Raw genomic sequence first — 21,526 nt, 5'->3', positions numbered from 1 at the left:
TCCTTTGGTTATTCTAAATCTCAGCGACAGCTCGTTCAATCAAACGGCGGGCGAGAGTTTGAACACCGGTGTGTTCGTAGTAGTTGGTAGTCATATCGAGGAATGCGCCCACGTAGTCCACCTTGTCTGCTGAAATATCTACAAAATTCTGCAAGTGGCCGAGTACGTTTTGGGGAGTCAAACCTCGATCGCTCACAAAAGAGCTCATCCAGCCGGAAACCGAGTTAAAGCTTTCCCCGATAAAGCCGAGTTGGCCCGCGGGAGAACCCCCAGGAATCATGCCGCCGATCGCATTAAATGACGGATTGGATTGCAAATCGCTAGGAGACAGCTTTTGAATCCAAGACTGAGTTGCCATGATAAAGTCCGGGCCCAGGGGAATCAAACCGTCAAAACAAACCAAAGCGGCCATCCGCATCAGGGATTCGCCGCCGTAGTCGCCCAAGGATGCGGCAAAATCGCCGATGCTGTCGCCGGGAATGCCGTTGATTTGGCAAAAAGCCAGCAACTCAGTGACTAACTTCAGAGAAAGGTCGATCGTTTGAGCTTTTTCCGGCTTGGGAGTGAGATTGCCTAGCATGGACAAAAACGGGACATTTTGGGAGACTTTGTTAGCCAGGGCGGCAGTGCCCAAAGCCTTGTCGGCACTGTCAATAGTTTGGTAGAGCCAGAGAGCGCGCTGGTAGCCCTGAGATTTATCGTTGTAGAGGTAGATCGCGCGCTCGCCAATTTGCTGAATCAGTTCTTCGTCTGTTTCGCCAGTAACGGTGCGAATGGTATTTTCAAAGCCAACTAAATTGTTCCACTCACCGGGAACCACAAAGTCAAGCGCTCGGAGGGCTTTGACAGTCATGTTGTCTTGAGGCAGTTGATCGACTAATTCAAAGACTGTTTTGCTCACAAAAAACTCCTTTTGCTGGAACTGGAATCAAAGGTATTACTTTTGGCAGATGGCAAGAACTTCACAATCTCATTGTGGCAGACTTAGTTCTAATAGCGCCAGACTGGAGTCGGGCGCGGATTGTGACAAAAGACATTGCTACTTGACGCGGGCGAGGCCACCGAGGTTAAATTTTGACAGCCAAGCTTCGCGATCGCTGGCGGTAAAAGAGGGATCGCGGGATTGAACTTTCACCTGATAGCGATTTGCCACTAAAACAGCAGTGATATTAGCACCCTGATTAATGGCGGGATAGCCGCTGATTTGCTTGGTACTTTGCTTAAATTTTGCACCTGCGCTGGGATTGCCGGCGATGTCGTTAATCGAGAGTACCGCGACATTTTTACCGGCTTTGTTCAATTTAGCTTCAGCAAAACCGGATTTTTCTTGAGCAAAAACGCGATCGAATCCGCCGCCAGAAGACGGGAAGTATTTATTTAACTTACCGCCTGCAACTGCCTTCTTAGGCAGGTTTTGATTACTAGCACTTGATTTATCAGCAGTTGTCTGCTGTGCTTTACCAGGTTTTTGGGTGCTTTCCTGCTGAGCTTTGTCCCAGCGTGATGGTGCTTGGGTTTGACCGCAGGCGGTCACTAACAGCAGTACCGAGATCAGGAATGGAGCTAAGATGCGGCGTGCGGGGAAAAATTGCATCGCTGTCTCCTCATTAGTAGGTTTCCATAACAATTGTGGCTTAGAATTTGGCAATTTGTGTGCTCTGAGCGGATAATTTGTCTTCTGTGCAAAAAAATCCTCTGCCTGCAGGCAGAGGATTTTTTTGCAATTACGAGTTTTGAAGGAAGAAAACTGAAAGATTGCTCCACAGATAAATTCTGGGGATGGGGTTAAAGAAACTAAGTTTTCTGATAGCCAGCAATCTCAAAACAATTTTTGCTGATTTTCGCTAGATTTATCTAGAAATTTCACAGCAATTGTTCGTCAATCATCTTACTTCGGCTTTCCAACTTAGCTCTTACTTTAGGGGTAAGGATCAGGCGTCGCTTTCAATGTAGATAAACAACAAACCCATTACCACCACCGGCATCACCCAGGTAATTAGGGGAATCAAAATCCAAGGCAAGAAAGAGGCAGCGTAGGAACCTGTCATATCAAATTCTCCAAACTAAAGTTAGTGTGTTCCAACAGGGATATTTGGGAGTCAAGTCTAATTGTTGACTAAACCCCGGAAAATGGCATCAACGCCGTTAAAGTTTTCGAGTAAGAAGTAGGCAACAAAGACACCACCCATTCCACCAATGAAGAAACCCCCGGTAAGCTGGCTCCACCCCTCAGCATTTCTGAGGGAATCAGGGGTCATGGGATTAGCGCTAGGGTAGCTGGTGTTGTCTTGTTTGAAAGAGACTAAACCGTAAGCAGACATACCTAGTGTGCCAAGCAGAACTAAGACGAGGGCTGTATATAATCCGCCGAGATTAGCTGCTTCTGGATAATCCCGCAGGGGCCCGAAAACGATTTCGGGGCCGACGAGGAAATAACCGTGTGCCAAACCGATTTCTAGGCCTCGAATTAGGGGCGAGAGTCCTTTGCGGTAGGCGGGCAAGTTCCCAATGAATGCTTTTGTGAAATCAGAAGCACTGATGGGAGTTGCTAGATGACCCGTGAACGGGTCGCCGTTAAAGGGTTTAATAAGCTCTGCATCTCTGGGATCTGCCATATTCTGTTTGTCCTCGCAGTTTAAAAAGTTGAGGCGTTCAAGTCATATTTTACGCAGGGACGTGTTTCCTATTTACATAATTAACGGCGAGCTTTAGAAAAGTTCACTATTCTTTAGTTTTTGGAAGAATTTTTCTTTTGCCTCTTATACCAGAAAGCGAGTCGATCGGGCGACACTCCCAGGAAATAAGCGATGATTACTATTTGATTGATGGCGGTGGTTTTGATGATCCCAAGCTGCTGCCAGCGGCGGGCGGATGTCAGCACAGGGTGGGGTACTATTTCGATGCGGCCTTGTTTTTTCAATCGGCGCACGAATTCAAAGTCTTCCATCAGGGGCAAGTCGGGAAAACCGCCAATTTTGTCAAAAGTAGCTGCGTTGAGGAAAATGGCTTGATCGCCGTAGGGCATTTGCAGAAAGTTCGATCGCCAGTTTACCCCTGTTTCTACCAGCCGCAGGCTGAGACTGTGGGCGTCAATCTGAAGTTGAAAGGCCCCCGCTACTGCGGACGGGTTAGCTAGTACCCGACGCGCGCCAGAGTCGTACCCGCGAGGCAACAGAGTGTCTGCGTGGAGAAACAGCAGGATATCTCCAGTAGCGGCGGCGGCACCTGCATTCATTTGGGTGGCGCGGCCTGGGGCGGTGGAGATAACTCGGACGCCAAAAGATTTTGCTATATCTGTAGTACCGTCGCTGCTGCCACCGTCGGCGACAATTATTTCGACATTTTGGGCCTCAAGGGCGGTGGAGATGACTGAGGCAATTGTAGGTGCTTCGTTTAAGACTGGAATGATAATGGAAATTTTGAGATTGGGATTTTCTGGCGACATACAGAATTAAGCAGCCCGTTAGAGAGAGCGGGTTTTGTACAAAGCTGATTTTGCCCATTTCTGACCCCTGGCTCGCCCCTACATTTTGCCTTAACCTGGGAGAGTTTGGCAAAAAAACAAGCTATTAGTTGCTCATTTTTTACAATAGCCTCGCGCCTACATTGGGCTTTCCTGTGGCAGGGCGGGTTTTGTACAAAGCTGATCTGTTAGTTGCTTAGTTGCTAATTTTTGGTTTTTTCTAGCGCCTGGGACTATTGTCCCAAGCGCTGTCTAACTGCTACTGAGATTCAGCATTTGGTTAGACAAATACAATTACTATATTATGACGTTCTGGTTTCAGAATCAAGTATTTTTCTCAAACTATATATGATAATTTCTAATATTTGAAAGAGTTGAAATAGAGTTTAGTTATTTCAATATATTAATATCTAAACCGAGGAGATCTTCGGGTCGATCGATATCTGCAAGAGTGGGAAGATAAGCAATATTGAGATCGAGCTTTTGGGCGATCGCCCGCGTACAAGCCAATACTTGACTGGTTCCCCAGTGAATGCCACCGAACAATTCCGGTATCGATCGCCGCAGCCCGATCAGATAATAACCTCCGTCTTTTGCCGGGCCCAAAACTAAATCGTGCTGGCTCAATTCCTCAAAAGCTTGTGCCATGATTTCTGCTTTCAAACCCGGACAATCAGTGCCGATAATTGCAGTTTTCTCAACCCCTGAATTAAAAGACTTTTGAAACGCTGCTGTCATTCTCGCGCCCAAATCTCCGTCTATTTGATTTTCACAAAAAATATCATTTCCTAGCCACTCTTGCATCAGTTGTTGGCTGCCGCCGGCTCGATGAATTTCTACCGATAAGCGGCGGGATTTTTGGAGAGAGAGAGCGCAGGCGATCGTCCGTTGGGCCATCAAGCGGTGAAGGTTGGCAGCGCCTGTTTTTCCCAGCACCGGAATTAGTCGAGTTTTGGTTGTTCCCGGTTCGGGATAGCGGGTGAAAACAATCAGTTTTTCGGGTATCATTTATTGTTGATGAATTTTAAAGGAATGAACCGCAGATGATGAGAAAGATTTAACCACTGCTTCACAAATTGCCGAGTTGGTGGGTTAGGCAATGACTTAATTTAATCGCCGCGCCCAACCCAGCCTACAATGTATTTACTGAAAAATAGCCAGCAGCTAGCTCATTTCTAGCATTCGTTGGATGGGCTGCAAAGCTGCTAGTTGAATATCTAGGGGCATGGTAATTTCAGGGGTTTGATTTTTCAGAGCTAGATACAATTTTTCCAAGGTATTTAATCTCATGTGCGGGCATTCGTTGCAAGCGCAGTTATTATTGGTTGAAGGAGCAGGAATAAAGCGTTTGTGCGGAGCTTGCTTTTGCATTTGGTGAATGATTCCCGGTTCAGTCGCGACAATAAAAGCTTGGCTGGAACTAGCTTGAGAATATTTGAGCAAAGCAGTGGTAGAGCCTATGTAATTAGCGTGGCGCAGCACGGGAGGTTCGCATTCGGGGTGGGCAATTATTTCGGCTTCGGGATTCTCGATTTTGAGTTGAACTATCTTTTTTTCTGAGAAGTTTTCGTGGACGATGCAAGCTCCTTGCCAGATCTCCATGTTTCTGCCAGTTTGTTCCATGACGTAGCGACCGAGATTGCGATCTGGCCCAAAAATTATCGGCTGATTTTCGGGAATTTGGTTAACAATTTTAACAGCATTAGAACTGGTGCAAATTATATCGCTCATTGCCTTAATGGCGGCGGTACAATTAATGTAAGAAATTACTAAATGTCCTGGTCGATCGGCTTTGAAAGCTGCAAAGGCTTCGGGAGGGCAACTGTCGGCGAGGGAACACCCAGCATTTAAGTCTGGCAACAATACTAATTTGTCGGGATTGAGAATTTTTGCGGTTTCGGCCATGAAATGAACTCCGGCAAAAACTATGACATCGGCGCTGGTGTTGGCGGCTTTGCGGGCAAGTTCTAGGGAGTCGCCAATGAAGTCTGCGATGTCTTGAATCTCGGAGTCTTGGTAATAGTGGGCGAGAATGACAGCGTTTAACTCTTGTTTGAGGGCGTTAATGGCTGCAAACAAGTCGTCGGGCAGTCGGGTTTGAGTAAAGTTCGGAGCAGGTGCGGTGGTAAACACAGTTAGAATATTCCGGGGAAGGTGGCGAAGACAGCTAAAGTGTATTTTGAATTATAGTTGAATTCACCAAAAAGTGCTGGCTGTTCACTGGAACCCATCTAAATCTAAAATCTAAAATCTAAAATTGCCTGGGGGAGGGTGCAAAAATTGGTCGCTGTTTCTTATGCTGATAAGAAGGGGCTAGGGATCGATCGCACATAACAAATGAAATGAACAAAGCTAAATCTATCAAAATTGCGGTGGTGGGGGACGTTCACGATCGCTGGGAACCTGAAGACGGCGAAGCCCTGAAGCATCTGGGCGTTGATTTGGTGCTGTTTGTGGGGGATTTTGGCAATGAGTCGGTGGAGGTGGTGCGGGCGATCGCCCAATTGGACATTCCGAAAGCAGCGGTGTTTGGGAACCACGACGCTTGGTACACCGCGACAGAGTGGGGCCGCAGTCAGTGCCCTTACGATCGCACTCAAGAAAATTGGGTGAAACAGCAGTTAGATTTAATGGGGGAAGCTCACGTCGGTTACGGGAAAAGGGATTTTCCCGAATTGGGCGTAACTGTGGTGGGAAGCCGCCCGTTTACTTGGGGGGGATCTGAGTGGAAGTACGGGGATTTTTACTCGGAATGGTTTGGGGTAGAAAGTTTTGAAGAGTCGGCGCGGCGCATTGCAGAAGCTGCGGCAGATGCCGATTGCGAAAATGTGATTTTTTTGGGTCACACGGGCCCGACGGGGCTAGGAGAGGCTCCTGAAGACCCCTGCGGGCGAGATTGGAAGCCGTTGGGAGGGGATTGGGGCGACCCGGATTTTGCGGAGGCGATCGATCGAACTCGGAGTTCTGGGAAGCACATACCTCTGGTAACTTTTGGTCATATGCACCACAAACTGCGCCACACGAAGCACGAGTTGCGGAAGTCGCTGGAGGTGAGTGCGGAGGGTACAGTTTATTTGAATGCGGCCAGCGTACCGCGAATTGTCGAGAGAGAGTGCTCGAAATTGCGGAATTTCTCGATCGTCCTGCTGGAAAATGGAGCTGTGTCGGAAGTTTCTCTGGTATGGGTAGGCGAAGATTTCGCGGTAGAAAGAGAACAAATTCTTTATCGGCGCGCTGAATCTGCAGCTATTTGTAGTTAGAGACATTTGCTGGTATGATAAAATTTATGCGCCAGGAGAGGTGGCAGAGTGGTCGAATGCGCTCGGCTTGAAACCGAGTGTGGCAGTGATGTCACCGTGGGTTCAAATCCCACCCTCTCCGTTTTTGAGAAAATGTCTAATTTGTGGGCGATCGCAGCTTGGTCAGACACACCCGATTTCAATTGACAGCCGTAAAGGCCGAGAGTCGATCGCTCAAACTCCCCTCCACTCAAATAACTCCCATTGCTGGAACTCTCTTAGGGTTCCCAGGCTCACCCACCAACGCGGATGATTTTCCCTGTCTTCCAACAGGCTCCTCGGGCGTACTTTTATCCTGTTTCCGAGGGACTCTCGGTACAGCATCCAAATAGATTCCCAGTCCATCCAGACCGCGCTTCAAAATAACTTTTGCAGCATCCACATCGGCATCCTCATGATGGCCGCATTCTTCACAGAGAAACTTCTCCCCATCTCGATTTGTGGGACTGACATACCCGCACTCGCTGCATTCCTGAGAGCTAAAGTGAGGCACCGCTTCATAAACCAGAACGCCCGCCCTTTCGGACAAAATCTTGACTTTCTGTTTTAAGGAACCCCAAGCAGCATCAGCAATGACTTTGTTCAGTCCAGATTTAGCAGACTGACCGTTAGGCAGATACTTTCCGTTTTCATCCTGCTTTGGTTTGCAGCGTGCCATCATGCCTTGAATATTAAGATTCTCGAACACAATCAGGTCAAACTGCTTGACCAAGCTATTAGCTATCTTCCATTGGTAATCCTCTCGTCGATTAGCAACTTTTTGTTCCAGTCTTGCTAAGCGCTGGCACGCTTTTCTTCTGCGGCGGGAACCTAAAATCTTGCGGCTGACAGCACGGTTTAGTTGCGATCGCGGACGCTCCATCTGTTGATAAAATCTGGGATTGGCAATGGTTTGTCCCGTACTGAGAGACATTAACTTATTGATACCCAGATCTACTCCTACTGCTGTTTTAACTTTATTCGCTGCTGGAACATCTGGAACCGACTCATCTTGCAACAGAACAGAGATATAAAAGCCATCTGCTTTTTTCCGCACAGTGACGGAACGAATGCTGAAACCATTAAGAAACGGTCGGGACTGAAAAAAGGAAATCCAGCCAATACCGGGAAGTCGGACTTTATTCCCTTTAAAGGCGACATCTCCCGGCGGGTAGGTGAAAGAGCGAAATTTACCCTGTCGCTTTGTTTTCGGATATTTGCCCAATCCTCGGAAAAAGCGCCCAAAAGCAGCATCAACCTGTTTCAGCATTTGTTGCAAAACATGGTGATAGATTTCTCTATACCAAGGACGCTCCTGCTTCAGGTCAACCAAATTGGCATCTTGTTGAGCGAGCGGAGTCCTTTTCTTGCCTTTTGCTGTCCAAGGATTGCCGTACAAAGCACCTTTGCTTAACGAGCAAGCAAGGGGGCAACACTCGGCTTGAGTTTCGATGAAGCAGTAGTTCCCCATAACAGGGAATCTTGCTTGCTCGTAGGCTTCTGTCCGCTCTCTGATTCTGAAGTTGTACTGCAAGCGAAGCAAATGAATCCACCGCTCGATTGTTTGAGCTTGTTTGGGCGATGGATTCAGCTTGTAAACGTAAGCAAGCAGCATGGTGTACTGTCTTAAGTTAACGGGGCTAATGATTTAGCAGATGAGCCACTTCCTCGGCTGTAGAATAGGAGATGCTAGCACATAAGCTTGCAGTATCAGGGTTAAGAGTGTTGATACGCTTAGCAATGAGAACTTTGGCAAAATCTGTACCAGCCAGCTCCACAATACTCATACCATCTTTGCAGTTTTCTCGTTCTGCTGCTAGTCCTCCAGAAAAAAAACACCCCCGTAGGGGTGCTGTTGCTTACCAGGTAATTTTTGTAGCCAACTGACTTAACTAAACCCTTCCTCATCCGCCGGGTCGCCGTAGGGGTCTTCGCTGGCCGGACGCACGTTGCCGAACATTCCAGCATCCGCTACGTAGTCTGCGGGGTCGCCGTAGGGGTCTTCGCTGGCCGGAGTCAGGTTGCCGAACTGTCCGTAGTCGGTACCAGCGTAGTCTGCGGGGTCGCCGTAGGGGTCTTGGCTGGCTGGAGTCACGTTGCCGTACTCTCCGTACTCAGCCGGGTCGCCGTAGGGGTCTTGGCTGGCTGGAGTCACGTTGCCGTACTGTCCGGGATTTGAGGCATCTTGGTAATTGCCGTCAGGATCGAATTGCTCGCTGTCTGGCCCAACGATCGCATCTTTTAACTTCCGCAAAAATCCGTCTACCATGATAAAGTTCCTCTTTTTTATGTGTTGAAAAACGACTGTTTTAGATTGGGAATCCCACATTTAATTGAAAGTCAGGGAACCTGCAATCTAAAATCTCAAATGCTTAGACTACTGTGCCGGAACAGGACTTGTAGCTTCCGGCAAGCTAGTAAGGTCTCGACCGGTATTTTGGTTGTTGTACCCCTGGAAATCGCGGTAACGCACTGCCTCCGACTCCGGAACTGTAATTCCTCCCGGCGGGGGCGTTACCCAGACCGCGCGATTCTGGGCATCGCGGTAGTAAACGCGACCGTTTTTGGAAAGGTAATGTTTTCCCTGCGGCCCCTTTTCTTGTTTATTTTTGTACTGATTGTAGATGTAGTAAAGGGCGGCTGCTCCTGCTAAAGTAATCCCTACTTTTTGAGCCGTGTTCAGTCCTTTTTTCGCTTGTGGGGAAGGAGTGGGGGCGCGATTAGTTTGCACTCCTCCAGCGCGAGTGTTGTCAACAGGAGGCGGGGGAGCGTAAGTTCGCTCGTCAGAACCGCAAGCACTCACAAAGGGAAAGGTCAACAGCGTTGTCAGCAGCAGAGCCATGAAGCGCGATTTTTGGGGTTCGGGTTTGATTGTGTTCATTACCGCTCCGAATTGTCGGGATTATAGGTAGGGTGTATTCTGGCGAGGTTTAGGAACCTGAGCTGCTGCTAACAGTGTTTAGAGTAAATTAATTTCTCAAAGCAATGGTGACAAAAGTAGTTGCTGAGAATTTATCAACAGCGCAGGTACGGTATTGCGTTTCTATTTAATCATGCTGTAATCTCTTGATGATTGACTCATTCCAGGGATATAAATAAAGTTTCTTTTATTTCAGTCTGGAGGTATATGCAAATGCGCGCCTTCGGGTAAGAATAAATTCCGTTTGTGGACTGCTCAAAGCAAAGTGAAGCAGACGGAGGGGGCGAGTCCGAAACTCAAAGCAGCACTGGCGAAGGAAAGGAGGGGGGATGTATAAGTTTGGCGGTGTTTAACTGGGTTGGACTACTGCTGGGAGATGCCTGTATTTTTTTGTGGGAATTGTGGAGAGGTCGATCGCACTATTGTAAAAATGTATTAAGCGCGATAGAAAGCCCCCGAAGCTTTTCGGATATTTATGAAATTAAAGAATTTATTTACTGCTGGATTGTCCATCGCAGTTGTATTTACTGCGGCAAAATATCTAACTTTTTCCAATCAACAAAACAAAGTCAAGGAATTGCTGCAAACCAAACAGTGCCCCGAATGCAATTTCAGCAATGTTAACCTAAAAGGATTAGACTTGCAAGGAGTCAACTTGCAGGGAGCCAACCTAGAAGGTGCTAACTTATCAGGAGCCAAGTTGACCAATGCCAACCTCAAAAATGCCAACTTAAATAGAGCCAACTTGACCGGAGCTGATTTGGGATGTAGCGGCATCACTTTCAACCTTGATGCTAATAGTCAAGGAGCAAATATGGATGTTAACGTCACTGCTGTTCCTGAAAAAAATAACCCAGAAAATGCAGTAGTTGGCTTAAATATGAAAGCAACGGAGCGGGGAGCGACAGTTCGCTTAAATTTGCCGGGATGCGCCGACTTCGAGAATGCTAGCTTGCAAGAAACTAAAATGCCCGATGGCAAAATTCATCCTTAATTGCAGCAAATACAGCAATCTGCTGTGTCATCATTTGTCAACTTCTTTTGATTTTTTCCGCTCTCTCTTTCTCTTTCTCTGTGTCCTCTGTGGCCTCTGTGGTTCATAAAAAAAAACCGCCGCCTGTCAGTCAGGCGGCGGTTTTTTTAAGCAACTAACAATCGCCTAAAATTAGTGAGCAGAACCGTTACCGTGATACTTGTCAGTATCGTAGAATCCGTTTTTTGTACCGAAGAACAGACAGCAAACGGTGAAAACTGCTGTCAACACTGCTAAAACTAACTTAACGTCCATAATTTACCTGCTGTTGTTGAGTGAGTGCAAATACTCAGATTGTAGAATCTTTTTGGCTGGCGCGGCCATCTACCAGCGTAGCGCCAGATTTGCTGGGCTGTACTCTGGTGCGGCAGTTTCCTGACGGCGAGACGATTCGGGGAATGATTGTCGAAACCGAAGCTTACGGCCCGGGAGATCCCGCTTGTCACGCTTACCGACAGCGAACTCCTCGCAATGAGGTGATGTTCGGGCCTCCGGGTATGAGCTACGTTTACTTAATCTACGGGATGTATCACTGTTTTAACGTAGTGACGGATGCAGAGGGAGTTGCTAGTGCTGTGCTGATTCGAGCTTTGCAGGTAGATGTGGTTCCCAAAGAATTCGCTGGAATTCCTGAGAAGAAGCGATCGCGCCTCGCCGCCGGGCCTGGGAAACTGTGTAAGGTGCTGGATATCGATCGAACTTTAAGCGGTTTTCCCTTGGGTGCAGGCCAACCGCTGCGATTGGAACACCGGAGCGAGCACTTTCAGCAAGCTGTGGAGGAGGGTACAATAAATTTTGTGCAAACTACGCGGATCGGGATTTCTCAAGGAATGGATTTGCCTTGGCGGTGGTATTTAGGGAACTCTACCGCTGTGTCACAACTCTAGTAATGTCAAAGGTATCAGTGTAAATTTTGTCGCTTATCTTAGTGAAATTATGGCTTACTCTTCTGAAAACCCGATCGTCCAACTCAAAAAATGCCTAAGCCTGGTTCAGGATGTTAGCACTCACACCGAAGCCAACCGGGCCTTCGAGCAATTGTGCGGGATTATCGATGCTGAAAATCCAATGGCGGCGCAACTTTTGGAGATGCTGTGGGAAGAAGCAATTATGGCGAGGCGATCGGCTTTATTTTGGCAGCAAATGAGCGATGTTGAGAAAGATATGGCTAATAGAATGATGGAAAATATGACGCAGATGCGGCAGAATTACTTGCGGCTGATGCAGGAAATGTAGGAGTTGGTAATGGGGAATTGGGCATCGGGCATGGGGAAATAGAGACTCAACTCTGACGGAGTGACAATCCCGTTCAGCTTGAGCATCTTTTCCCCTGTTTTTTCTAGCTGAGCGAGGAATCAAGGGATAAAAATAGATTGTCTTCGATGTGCGATCAGACTTCCAGGGAGACATTGCTAATAGCTAGACATTATTTTAGCTGCTGGCAGTCTATTTGCAAAATCGGGATGATCCCATGAATGAAAAAGCGAGGCAACAGGGAATTCTATAACAGCCTTCTATTTCCACTTTGCAATACTCCGGACAGTTTTTGGAACGATACTACAAGCTTTACAGGGCAAGGATAATAAAAAAGTCGAATTAAATGTAAGTCCGGCGTGGAGCTGACATTGATTTAATTATCCATAGGGGCTGCGAAGTCAAGCGAGCATAAGCCATTGGGCCCTATAAAAACTGTCCGGACTATTGACTTTGGTCATGTAATTTTACCTAAGTGCAAGGACAGGGTGACCGCGAGTCTCATAGAAAAACAAGCTGCTAACTAGATGCAAAAGTTGGTTCAAAGCCCTAATAGCTCTGCATCTTAACTGAGTACATCTAGCGGAATACCGGGCAAGCTTTGCTTGAGAGATATAATAATTCCCAATCTTAACAGTGTGTGTCTAGCGAGATACCTTATTCTAATTCAGATAACTATGTCAAATCCATTCAATGTTGGTAAGCCAGTTCCCCCAGAGCAATTTGTGGGACGAAGCTATGAAATTGCGGCTGCATTCGACCAAATCTATAATCGCGCTCACTTGGCGCTTTGGGGTGGTTCAGGAATGGGTAAGACCTCCTTTTTGGAGTTACTGGCGTCGCCTCAAGCCTGGAACCAGAACGGACTAGATCCGTCCCAGGCTGCGATCGTTCTACTTAATTGCGAGAGTATCATTCCTTTCACTCCCTCTGGTTTTTGGCGGGAAGTCTTGAGCTTAATGAAGGATAATTTGGGCAGCGAACCTGGATTGCAGGGTGAAATTGAGACATTGTTGCAAACAGATAAAACCACCAAAGATAGCCTACGCCAGGTATTGGGGAAGCTTGGGCAAAAAAACAAATTCTTGGTGCTGCTGGTAGATGACTATGATGCAGCTCTGCGCCCAAACGAGCAATACAATGAAGCTGAAATGGAACAATTCGTCACCGAATGCCGTAGTTTTGCTGTTCACTGTCCGGAGAGAAAATATCTCTCGATGATTGTCGCTTCCCTCAAACGCCTGAATGAACTGGGTCCGCAGCTACGACCAAATGCTTCACCTTGGTATAACCACTATCTGTTCCAGTCGCTGAAGCCATTTAATAAAAAGGAAATTGCTCAACTACTGGGGGGCATCCCAATGAAACCAGAATTACGGGATGCCATTGATGAAATTGCTAGTGGACACCCACGTTTTCTACAGATGGCTGGTTTTTTTATTTACAGAGAACTGCGAACAGGAAAAAGACCTGATGTTCAAGCTTTTATTACGGATTTTGAAAGGGATACCCAGCCATTTTTCCACAGTATTTGGGCTAGGTGTTATGAACAAGAGCAGACTCTGTTGATGCTGATGGCTCTGTCTCATTTAAAAGGTCGTCTGCATCCTAAAAGACAGTTTGATCTGAGAGGCATGGAGCTCATTTTTACTCAAAAAGAGCGAGAGTTAACCAAACTAGAAGAAGCAGGTGTAATTACCCGCATTCCCGAAGGAATAGTACCATACTCCTTCACTTCATCAATCATGGAGCGCTGGGTAATTCAAGAGATTTGGAATTCGGATAAGGTTTTCCTTCAAGAACGACAAAAAGTGTTTTTCAACCTCATGAGTCATGCTCAAGTCAAAAAATTCCAAACAGCAATTAACTGGCTATGGACGAATAAAAATGAAGTGCCGTCTACTCTTGAATGGTTCGCTAAGTTAGTAGCCGCGTTTAACGGATTCATAAGTTGAGAGGTGAGAAACCGGGATTGTTCAAAAAAATCTAATTTCTCAATAGCTTAAACCTATCAAATTAACCTTAACGCAATACCATTGGTAACAAGTTAAGCTAAGAAAGCATTTGTCAATCAGCAATTATGCTCAACATTTACTGGGATTTTGGGCATAAAACTGAGATTTGGGCGATCGAGGAATCATGAGGAATCATGCCGAGGGTGATATTTATACCTACTCCCTCTCAAATCGTGAATTTTCCACTCCTAAAAAAGCAGTTTTTTTGAGTAATATTACTGATTGACAAATGCAATTAAGTCTTAACTTGTCACCAATGACGCAATACTGGGAACCTGTGGACAGAGAGAATATGGTTGGGAACAAAAAGCAGAAAAATCCTTACATTGTCGGTACTCCTATCGAGGAACCGGAAAAGTTTTTTGGTCGAGAAAGTCTGTTCAGCTTTATTGATGACAATCTAAGGCAGAATGTACAAGTTATCTTGTTGCACGGTCAACGACGGATCGGCAAATCGTCTGTACTCAAACAGATTCCCAACTTTGTTGGGAATAATGAGTTTATTTTTGTTCGTTTTGATTTGCAAGACCAAGGTCAGTCAAATCTGAGTAGTATACTGCATTACCTAGCTAGGGAGATTGTCGATCACCTTCTGCTAGAAGGTCAAGTGCAACCGCCGAATCTTGAAGACTTAGAAGCATATACAAACATATTCTCTGATAATTTTTTACCCTCAGTTTATCAGGCAATCGGTGATAGGAATCTGGTGCTGTTACTGGATGAGTTTGATGTTTTGGATCAAAACAACGACATAGTAAATAAGGGTGCTGGTTTTTTTAATTATTTAAACTCCCTGACTAGCGAACAGAAAAGATTATTTATCATTCCGGTAGTGGGACGGCATTTGAACGATCTGGAAAATCTGCGTAGTTTGTTTAGAGGTGCGCCTTACCAAGAAATAGGTTTCCTGGATTATGTAAGTGCTCAACGGCTGATTGTTAACCCGGCTAACAATGTGCTGCAATATGAACTAGATGCGATAAAAGCAATTCTGGAACTGTCGGGCGGGCATCCCTATTTTACGCAAGTAATCTGCTTTGCTATTTTTGGCACAGCGCGGGATCTAAATAACTGGACAGTCACTCGTGCAGATGTTGAGAGTATTGTAGGCAAGGCAATTGAAAGTGCTGAAGCTGGCTTGGCCTGGTTCTGGGAGGGACTGTCTATCTCAGAGCAAGCAATTTTCTCAGCGGTAGCAGAGGCTCAAAAGATAGCTAGTGAGCAAGGACAACTCTTGCCGGAAGGACCTTTAACGCTACTCAAAAGCTACGGAGTTATCGAAACAGATTCCCTGGTGGAAGCAGCTAGAAAACTAGCTGAGAAGGGTTTCTTGGATGATACGGGACGTAGAGTGAAAGTTGAATTAGTTCGCCGCTGGTTGGTGAAATGCCACCCACTGCAAGAAATATCGCAACTGAAGCCACCTGCTCCAAAAAACGGTATCCAGATTCAGCGTAAACGAGTTTTGATAGGCTTAATAGCGGCAGTAGCAACGATCGCCACCGTGGGTTTCGGCGCTTATCGAGTGGCAACTCCTTGTCCACCAGGTCAACAGAAAGCATTATTAGGTATTGGATGTGAACCAGATACGAGAAGGATTAGTCGTGGCGATCGCACTTTATTTCCTAATATTAAAAACTCCAATCGCGAGCGTGGTATTTCAGCATTCAAACAAGGCAATTACTCCCAAGCCGAGCAATTTTTTAAAAACGCTGTAGCAGGCGATCGCAACGACCCAGAAGTGCTAATTTACTACAACAATGCACTAGCAAAGGAAAAGGGTTCTCCTGTAACTTGGGCAGCAGTTGTGCCAGCAGATAACCAAGAACCAATAGCTAAAGAAATTTTACGCGGTGTGGCACAGGCACAAAATCAGTTCAATCAAAAAGGGGGATTAAACGGTCGATTGTTGGAAATTGTCATTGGTAACGATGCTAACGAACCGGAACAAGCTAAACAAATAGCTGCTGAGTTGGTGAAAGACAAATCTGTACTGGGAGTAATCGGACACTACTCTAGCGATGCTACCAAACCGGCGCTAGATGAATACAACAAAACTGAACTAGCCATCATCTCTCCCACCAGCACCAGTACATCTTTGCAGGGTAATAATTTCTTTCGGACAGTGCCTTCTGATGCAGATGCTGGCAAAGAATTAGCAGAATATGCCAGAAAACCCCTTAACTTAAACTCAGTTGTGATTTTCTACAATCCCGATAGTACCTACAGCGACAGTCTCAGAGAGGAATTTACAAAGAACTTTGAAAAACTAGGAGGTAGCGTAGTTCGGAGGATTAATTTGACCGAACCGAAATTCGATCCAGAAACAGAAGTTGCAAAGAGTCTGTGGAGAGATAAAGCACAAGCAGTTGTGTTATTTCCGGACACTCAAAACACTGATGTAGCCCTAAAAATTGTCACAGCTAACGCCCAGCAGACGGCTAGGCTAAAGACTAACCCCCAAAATCCACAGAGGCAAGGGCTAAAGTTGTTAGGTGGGGATACTTTGTATAGTAAGACAACCTTGAACGAAGATGGTCAATCCGTTGAAGGCTTGATTCTAGCTGTATCTTGGTTTAGGGAAGCACCACAAGCAAAAAACTTTGCCATAGCAGCAGTGCAGCAATGGGGAGGATCCGTTAGCGGGCGCACAGCTACTAGCTATGATGCGACTCAGGCTTTTATTAAAGCTTTGTCACCCAATCCCACTCGCGCTACAGTTCTGCGAGGACTCAAAAATATCAATCTTCCAGACAGTCAAACGTCAGGGTATCCACTCAAATTTACTTCGGAAGGGGAGAGACAAAGTGAATCCATCCTTGTTAAGGTTGAGGGAGGTAAATTCACACTCCTGCCATAGAGGTGAGCTATTATAGGAGATTGGATGACACATTCACCGGCTCCCGGAAATACTAACATTAATGGTGTTCCAATTTATGAGATATTCACCGGCTCGCAGAAATCCTTACATTATCGGTCGTCCAATCAATGAACCGGAATTATTTGTTGGGCGAGAAAGTATATTCCGCTTTGTTGAGGATAATTTGAGGCGGGGTGAAAAAGTGATCTTGTTGGACGGTCAGCGACGTATCGGTAAGTCGTCTGTACTCCGTAATATTCCTAAGTTTGTTGCATTAGATGAATTTGTCTTTGTTCCTTTCGACCTTCAAGACTACAACCAAAAACAGCTCAGCAGTATCTTAGTAGCCCTCGCTAAAGAAATTATCGAACACCTAGAACTAGATGCAGCTAAGATAAGGCTACCTTCAATCGCCGAGTTAGAAACAGAACCATATATTTTCTCTAGCAAATTTTTGCCCCAAGTTTATGAGGCATTGGGAGAGAAAAATATAGTTTTGTTGTTTGACGAATTTGATGTCTTAGATAGTGACTATTTAGTGGCAGTATTTGAAGATTTTTTACCCTATTTACAGTCTGTTATAGAGCTAGATAATAAACTCTTCACCGTTCTATTTTTAGGACGGGAATCGCCAGATATGCCGAATTTCCTCAGTTTATTTAAAGATGCCCCCTACCAAGAAATTGGTTTGCTAGATGAGGTAAGCGTTAAGCGTCTGATTACTCAACCATCTAAGGGGATTCTTGAATACGAACCAGATGCGATAAAAGCAATTCTGGAACTGTCGGGCGGGCATCCCTATTTTACGCAAGTAATCTGCTTTGCTATTTTTGGCACAGCGCGGGATCTAGATAACTGGACAGTCACTCGTGCAGATGTTGAGAGTATTGTAGACAAGGCAATTGAAAGTGCTGAAGCTGGCTTGGCCTGGTTCTGGGATGGACTATCTGTTCCGGAAAAAGTAGTTTTTTCAGCAGCAGCAGAAGCTCAAAAAATAGCTAGTGAAAAAGCAGATAAATTTCCCGAAAATCTATTAAAGCTGCTCAAAAGCTATGGAGTTTCCCGAACAGAATCCCTCGTTCAAGCAGCAGAACAACTGGTTAAAAGGGGTTTTTGGGATGATAAGACACGCAAAGTAAAAATAGAATTAGTCCACCGCTGGTTGGTGAAACGTCACCCACTAGAGCAAGAGGTAGATGAATTAAAAAAGCGAGAGAAGGTTGAACTAAAAACAGTTAATAGCAGCTCCATTAACTGGCAATTATCAGCCCAAGAACAAGAGCTAGCAATTACAGTTAGTCCTTCCAATACCCTGGCTATAAAAAAGCGATTTCTGTTAGGAACGGTGGCAGCAATAGGATTAATCTCTGTTGCTGTGTGGTTGGGGGTTTATCGCTTGGTAATGTCCTGCCCAGTAGGTGAAAATAAAGAGTTAGGTTTTTTCTGTATAGCAGATACCAGTATTAATATTAGTCGCGGTGATCGCACGTTATTTCCTATTACTGGTAACACCAATCGCGAGCGTGGTATTTCAGCATTCAAACAAGGTAATTACTCCCAAGCCGAGCAATTTTTTAAAAACGCTGTAGCAGGCGATCGCAACGACCCAGAAGTGCTAATTTACTACAACAATGCACTAGCAAAGGAAAAGGGTTCTCCTGTAACTTTGGCAGCAGTTGTGCCAGCAGATAACCAAGAACCAATAGCTAAAGAAATTTTACGCGGTGTGGCACAGGCACAAAATAAGTTTAATCAGAAAGGAGGATTAAACGGTCGATTATTGGAAATTGTCATCGCCAACGATGCTAACAAACCGGAACAAGCTAAACAAATAGCTGCTGAGTTGGTGAAAGACCTATCTGTACTGGGAGTGATTGAACACGACTCTAGCGATGCTACCAAACAGGCGCTAGATGAATACAAACTAGCTGAAGTAGCCCTTATCTCTCCCACTAGTACCAGTACATCTTTGCAGGGTGATAATTTCTTTAGGACAGTGCCTTCTGATGCTGCTGCTGGAAAACAGTTAGCTGAATATGCCAGAAAATCCCTAGACTTGAACGCAGTTGTGATTTTCTACAATCCTAATATTCCCTACAGCGACAGTATCAGGGAGGAATTTACAAAGAACTTTGAAAAACTAGGAGGTAGCATAGTTCGGAAGATTGATTTGACCGAACCGAAATTCGATCCAGAAACAGAAGTTGCAAAGAGTCTGTGGAGAGATAAAGCACAAGCAGTTGTGTTGTTTCCGGACACGCAAAACACCGATGTGGCGCTGAAAATTGCCACAGCTAACGCCCAGCAGACAGCTAGGCTAAAGACTAGCCCCCAAAATCCACAGAGGCAAGGGCTAAAGTTGTTAGGTGGGGATACTTTGTATAGTCAGACCACCTTGAACGGAGGCGGTCAAGACGTTGAAGGCTTGATTCTAGCTGTACCCTGGTTTAGAGAAGCACCACAAGCAAAAAACTTTGCCATAGCAGCAGCCCAGCAATGGGGAGGGCCGGTTAGCTGGCGCACAGCTAGTAGCTATGATGCGACTCAGGCTTTTATTCAAGCTTTGTCACCCAATCTCACTCGCGCTACAGTTCTGCAAAGATTGCAAGAGGTACAGCTTTCGCCTAGTGAAACGTCAGGGTATCCACTCCAGTTTACTTCGGAAGGGGAGCGCCAGAGTGAAGCCATTTTGGTTAAGGTTGTTGGAGATAAGTTTGTGTTAGTGGAGTCGCAAAAATGACTGGGAGATCGATCGGGGTGAAGCGCAATTACGAAGGTTGCGATCGCATTCCTAAATCTCAGTCACTTAGTATCACCCAGTTGTCCATTCTGGAAGATAGACATGACGACACCAGTAAAACTTGAGTTGGTTAAAATTGCGCTCGTTACGAACCAAGTTGATGACCTCGCAGTAACAGGAACCAAGGTCAAAATGCGTTAATTGCGATCGCCATTATAGCCAATCATCGCCCAAAAATAGTGTAAAATTGCGATCGACCGCCATGAGTGATGGACTGCTATGAGCGATCGCTCGCCAGATATCAAATGGGTTCTATGCAGGCACACTATATATAGTGTGCCTGCATAAATACGAATGCTAATAATTGATCCAAGCTATTTGCCCGATCGCAATTACCAACTTTTCCTACTTCATTAAAGCAGCGCCGCGGTTGTAAAGTTCCCGCGCGTAATCAGTCCAAGTTCCCTGTCCCCAATAGCGGAAACAGCTTGTTTGCACCAACAAATTGTAAAGCAAAGCTTGCTGGTATTCAAACTGCTTAGTAACGGTCGCATCTTGCTGTAACAGCGGGTCGTATTTTTTGTGGAATGCAGCGCTTAGTAGATTCATCGGTTCCAAGACATTTTCGTAGCCCTTCACCCAACTCAAATCGTTAGTCCAAGAAGCACCATCCATGTGAAAATTATGGTCGGTTTGCTTGAGTTGGGCGATCGCACTTTCGACTTTTTCCGGTGTCGCACTATCAGGATCGACTAGGTGCCAGATTTTGTGCTGGTTAATGCCCTGACAAACAGGATAATCATCAGGATTAACCCCCGCCGCCTCAATTATCTCCAAATATTCAGTGCCGTTTAAACCAACAACACCGGATTTTCCGCCCCCTTGTGCGCGGTTTTCGTGCCAAGCTTTGAAAAAGGCGCTGGGAAATTCATTCATCATCACGCCGCCATTTTCGCCGTCAGCAATCTGAGTAACTAAAGAAGGAACTGTGACATTGCCAATTTGCTGCTTATTGCGTCCTTTTGCTTCGTAATACGGCTGCATTTGGCCGACTAATTTCGTATCCGAACCTTGGGTTTTAATCAAAGCCGTGATGCTGATTGTTTCGCCGTGAGAATTGCGGGCAACTAAACGGTTGGGAATATATTTTTGGTCTTGTGACAATCCCGAACCGTCGGGATTTTCTACAGAATGTTCTTGCACCATCAACCACCGATAGCCGCATTCTTTCAAAGCTTTGATGTATTCATAAAGTGTATCTGGGTGATTGGGAAAGTGCATTTCTGGGGGCGAAAAACCTTTAACGCGCTTCAGGGCATCAATGCCAAAAATGGCTGCAAAATGATGTTGCCATGCTTGAATTTGGAGTTTGATGTCGGGAATTGGAGTTGAGGGAATGACGGCGTGACTCCACATTGTCCCCAGCCATTCTACGTGAGGTTGATATTGAGGATCGCAGGTAATCCGCTTGAGATTATCAAAGATATCGTCGCGTCCCATTTGGCGCAATCCCCACAATAAATTGCCCGAATAGTCGAGCATAATTCGCGGGTTGCAGCCTTCGGCAATCAGTTGGGGAATAAATTCTCCCATGCGGGAATAGCACCAAGCAAACACTCCGGCGTTGTGGTTATCTCCTTGGTTGGGATGTTCAAACATATTCTGGAGATTGCTGATCAGTTCGCCGTTTGCACCGGCAGGAATGGTGGGTTGGTGCATATGCAGGGCGCAGGCGAATCCGGCTTGAATATTTTCCAGGCGCAGATTTGTGGTAGGTAGAAAGATTGGTTCGTTGCTATTGGCTGCGGCATTAATTTCTGCTTCGGAGCCGCAAATATTGGGCAATCCTGAGTTGATTTCTTGTAAAATGGGTAAATTGGGAGATTGTGCGATCGCAGGCATAAATTTTTCTCAACCATTGTGGAGGGGCGCTGTCTGCTATTGCTAAGATAGCTAGATACTT

The 21,526-nt window shown here is 45.9% G+C and carries 20 protein-coding genes and 1 tRNA gene; 9 read left to right on the top strand and 12 right to left on the bottom strand.

What is annotated here, in order from left to right; genetic code table 11:
• Positions 1–13 precede the first annotated feature (13 nt).
• The 7 genes from QUA83_RS11665 to nadA all read right to left on the bottom strand — a co-directional run bounded on the left by QUA83_RS11665 (position 14) and on the right by nadA (position 5,596).
• Positions 14–901, bottom strand: a complete 888-nt coding sequence (locus QUA83_RS11665; RefSeq protein WP_333293321.1) for a hypothetical protein — start codon at positions 899–901, stop codon at positions 14–16.
• Positions 902–1,039: 138 nt separating this feature from the next.
• Complete coding sequence (locus tag QUA83_RS11660) at positions 1,040–1,594, bottom strand: hypothetical protein (protein ID WP_333293320.1); 555 nt, start codon at positions 1,592–1,594, stop codon at positions 1,040–1,042.
• Positions 1,595–1,931: 337 nt separating this feature from the next.
• A complete protein-coding gene (locus QUA83_RS11655) occupies positions 1,932–2,048 on the bottom strand; it encodes a photosystem I reaction center subunit VIII (RefSeq protein WP_333042098.1) in 117 nt (38 codons plus the stop codon).
• A 57-nt stretch (positions 2,049–2,105) separates the two neighbouring features.
• Entirely contained in the window at positions 2,106–2,615 is a 510-nt protein-coding gene (locus QUA83_RS11650) for a photosystem I reaction center protein subunit XI (RefSeq protein WP_333042100.1), read from the bottom strand.
• A 113-nt stretch (positions 2,616–2,728) separates the two neighbouring features.
• Positions 2,729–3,445: a TIGR04283 family arsenosugar biosynthesis glycosyltransferase gene (locus QUA83_RS11645; protein ID WP_333293319.1), complete on the bottom strand. Its 717-nt coding sequence runs from the start codon at positions 3,443–3,445 to the stop codon at positions 2,729–2,731.
• Positions 3,446–3,853: 408 nt separating this feature from the next.
• Positions 3,854–4,471, bottom strand: a complete 618-nt coding sequence (locus QUA83_RS11640) for a TIGR04282 family arsenosugar biosynthesis glycosyltransferase (protein WP_333293318.1) — start codon at positions 4,469–4,471, stop codon at positions 3,854–3,856.
• Positions 4,472–4,627: 156 nt separating this feature from the next.
• Complete coding sequence (nadA, locus tag QUA83_RS11635) at positions 4,628–5,596, bottom strand: quinolinate synthase NadA (protein ID WP_333293317.1); 969 nt, start codon at positions 5,594–5,596, stop codon at positions 4,628–4,630.
• Positions 5,597–5,805: 209 nt separating this feature from the next.
• On the opposite strand from nadA, the gene QUA83_RS11630 reads away from it, so the two are divergent.
• Both QUA83_RS11630 and QUA83_RS11625 read left to right on the top strand, forming a co-directional pair.
• The gene (locus QUA83_RS11630) at positions 5,806–6,723 is read left to right on the top strand and encodes a TIGR04168 family protein (protein WP_333293316.1); all 918 of its coding nucleotides are present in this window, start codon (positions 5,806–5,808) and stop codon (positions 6,721–6,723) included.
• A 34-nt stretch (positions 6,724–6,757) separates the two neighbouring features.
• Positions 6,758–6,844: transfer RNA gene (locus QUA83_RS11625), tRNA-Ser, on the top strand.
• A 108-nt stretch (positions 6,845–6,952) separates the two neighbouring features.
• Here QUA83_RS11625 and QUA83_RS11620 read toward each other — a convergent pair.
• The 3 genes from QUA83_RS11620 to QUA83_RS11610 form a co-directional block, all read right to left on the bottom strand.
• Complete coding sequence (locus QUA83_RS11620) at positions 6,953–8,356, bottom strand: transposase (RefSeq protein ID WP_333293315.1); 1,404 nt, start codon at positions 8,354–8,356, stop codon at positions 6,953–6,955.
• Positions 8,357–8,629: 273 nt separating this feature from the next.
• Positions 8,630–9,010: a translation initiation factor gene (locus tag QUA83_RS11615; protein ID WP_333293314.1), complete on the bottom strand. Its 381-nt coding sequence runs from the start codon at positions 9,008–9,010 to the stop codon at positions 8,630–8,632.
• A 108-nt stretch (positions 9,011–9,118) separates the two neighbouring features.
• A complete protein-coding gene (locus QUA83_RS11610) occupies positions 9,119–9,622 on the bottom strand; it encodes a hypothetical protein (RefSeq protein ID WP_333293313.1) in 504 nt (167 codons plus the stop codon).
• 514 nt (positions 9,623–10,136) lie between these two features.
• Here QUA83_RS11610 and QUA83_RS11605 point away from each other — a divergent pair.
• Positions 10,137–10,655 (top strand): pentapeptide repeat-containing protein, encoded by a 519-nt coding sequence (locus QUA83_RS11605; protein ID WP_333293312.1) that lies wholly within the window; start codon positions 10,137–10,139, stop codon positions 10,653–10,655.
• A 171-nt stretch (positions 10,656–10,826) separates the two neighbouring features.
• On the opposite strand, the gene QUA83_RS11600 is transcribed toward QUA83_RS11605, so the two are convergent.
• A complete protein-coding gene (locus QUA83_RS11600; RefSeq protein WP_006633228.1) occupies positions 10,827–10,949 on the bottom strand; it encodes a hypothetical protein in 123 nt (40 codons plus the stop codon).
• 20 nt (positions 10,950–10,969) lie between these two features.
• Between QUA83_RS11600 and QUA83_RS11595 the strand changes: the two genes are divergently transcribed.
• The 6 genes from QUA83_RS11595 (at position 10,970) to QUA83_RS11570 (ending at position 19,688) form a co-directional block, all read left to right on the top strand.
• The gene (locus tag QUA83_RS11595) at positions 10,970–11,581 is read left to right on the top strand and encodes a DNA-3-methyladenine glycosylase (RefSeq protein ID WP_333293311.1); all 612 of its coding nucleotides are present in this window, start codon (positions 10,970–10,972) and stop codon (positions 11,579–11,581) included.
• Between the two features lie 49 nt (positions 11,582–11,630).
• The gene (locus QUA83_RS11590; protein WP_006633230.1) at positions 11,631–11,930 is read left to right on the top strand and encodes a hypothetical protein; all 300 of its coding nucleotides are present in this window, start codon (positions 11,631–11,633) and stop codon (positions 11,928–11,930) included.
• Between the two features lie 695 nt (positions 11,931–12,625).
• Entirely contained in the window at positions 12,626–13,903 is a 1,278-nt protein-coding gene (locus QUA83_RS11585; protein WP_333293310.1) for an ATP-binding protein, read from the top strand.
• 289 nt (positions 13,904–14,192) lie between these two features.
• Entirely contained in the window at positions 14,193–16,823 is a 2,631-nt protein-coding gene (locus QUA83_RS11580; protein ID WP_333293309.1) for an ABC transporter substrate-binding protein, read from the top strand.
• Positions 16,824–16,899: 76 nt separating this feature from the next.
• On the top strand, positions 16,900–19,563 hold the full coding sequence (locus QUA83_RS11575) for an ABC transporter substrate-binding protein (RefSeq protein ID WP_333293308.1): 2,664 nt from the start codon (positions 16,900–16,902) through the stop codon (positions 19,561–19,563).
• Positions 19,560–19,688 carry a hypothetical protein gene (locus QUA83_RS11570; protein WP_333293307.1) on the top strand — a complete coding sequence of 43 codons (129 nt, stop codon included), beginning with the start codon at positions 19,560–19,562 and terminating at the stop codon, positions 19,686–19,688. Before QUA83_RS11575 ends, QUA83_RS11570 begins: the two co-directional genes overlap by 4 nt.
• A 280-nt stretch (positions 19,689–19,968) precedes the next feature.
• On the opposite strand, the gene QUA83_RS11565 is transcribed toward QUA83_RS11570, so the two are convergent.
• The gene (locus QUA83_RS11565; protein WP_333293306.1) at positions 19,969–21,465 is read right to left on the bottom strand and encodes a glycosyl hydrolase family 57; all 1,497 of its coding nucleotides are present in this window, start codon (positions 21,463–21,465) and stop codon (positions 19,969–19,971) included.
• Positions 21,466–21,526 lie beyond the last annotated feature (61 nt).

The sequence above is a fragment of the Microcoleus sp. K1-B1 genome (assembly GCF_036704705.1).
Classification (GTDB): Bacteria; Cyanobacteriota; Cyanobacteriia; order Cyanobacteriales; family Microcoleaceae; genus Microcoleus.
This window is presented reverse-complemented; position numbering and strand designations above follow the sequence as displayed.

What these genes read in the sequence shown, in the direction of transcription:
- QUA83_RS11660 (WP_333293320.1), bottom strand. Translation starts at nt 1,594, where the DNA reads ATGCAATTTTTCCCCGCACGCCGCATCTTAGCTCCATTCCTGATCTCG.
- QUA83_RS11655 (WP_333042098.1), bottom strand. Translation starts at nt 2,048, where the DNA reads ATGACAGGTTCCTACGCTGCCTCTTTCTTGCCTTGGATTTTGATTCCC.
- QUA83_RS11650 (WP_333042100.1), bottom strand. Translation starts at nt 2,615, where the DNA reads ATGGCAGATCCCAGAGATGCAGAGCTTATTAAACCCTTTAACGGCGAC.
- QUA83_RS11645 (WP_333293319.1), bottom strand. Translation starts at nt 3,445, where the DNA reads ATGTCGCCAGAAAATCCCAATCTCAAAATTTCCATTATCATTCCAGTC.
- QUA83_RS11640 (WP_333293318.1), bottom strand. Translation starts at nt 4,471, where the DNA reads ATGATACCCGAAAAACTGATTGTTTTCACCCGCTATCCCGAACCGGGA.
- QUA83_RS11630 (WP_333293316.1), top strand. Translation starts at nt 5,806, where the DNA reads ATGAACAAAGCTAAATCTATCAAAATTGCGGTGGTGGGGGACGTTCAC.
- QUA83_RS11620 (WP_333293315.1), bottom strand. Translation starts at nt 8,356, where the DNA reads ATGCTGCTTGCTTACGTTTACAAGCTGAATCCATCGCCCAAACAAGCT.
- QUA83_RS11615 (WP_333293314.1), bottom strand. Translation starts at nt 9,010, where the DNA reads ATGGTAGACGGATTTTTGCGGAAGTTAAAAGATGCGATCGTTGGGCCA.
- QUA83_RS11610 (WP_333293313.1), bottom strand. Translation starts at nt 9,622, where the DNA reads ATGAACACAATCAAACCCGAACCCCAAAAATCGCGCTTCATGGCTCTG.
- QUA83_RS11605 (WP_333293312.1), top strand. Translation starts at nt 10,137, where the DNA reads ATGAAATTAAAGAATTTATTTACTGCTGGATTGTCCATCGCAGTTGTA.
- QUA83_RS11600 (WP_006633228.1), bottom strand. Translation starts at nt 10,949, where the DNA reads ATGGACGTTAAGTTAGTTTTAGCAGTGTTGACAGCAGTTTTCACCGTT.
- QUA83_RS11590 (WP_006633230.1), top strand. Translation starts at nt 11,631, where the DNA reads ATGGCTTACTCTTCTGAAAACCCGATCGTCCAACTCAAAAAATGCCTA.
- QUA83_RS11585 (WP_333293310.1), top strand. Translation starts at nt 12,626, where the DNA reads ATGTCAAATCCATTCAATGTTGGTAAGCCAGTTCCCCCAGAGCAATTT.
- QUA83_RS11580 (WP_333293309.1), top strand. Translation starts at nt 14,193, where the DNA reads ATGCAATTAAGTCTTAACTTGTCACCAATGACGCAATACTGGGAACCT.
- QUA83_RS11575 (WP_333293308.1), top strand. Translation starts at nt 16,900, where the DNA reads ATGAGATATTCACCGGCTCGCAGAAATCCTTACATTATCGGTCGTCCA.
- QUA83_RS11570 (WP_333293307.1), top strand. Translation starts at nt 19,560, where the DNA reads ATGACTGGGAGATCGATCGGGGTGAAGCGCAATTACGAAGGTTGCGAT.
- QUA83_RS11565 (WP_333293306.1), bottom strand. Translation starts at nt 21,465, where the DNA reads ATGCCTGCGATCGCACAATCTCCCAATTTACCCATTTTACAAGAAATC.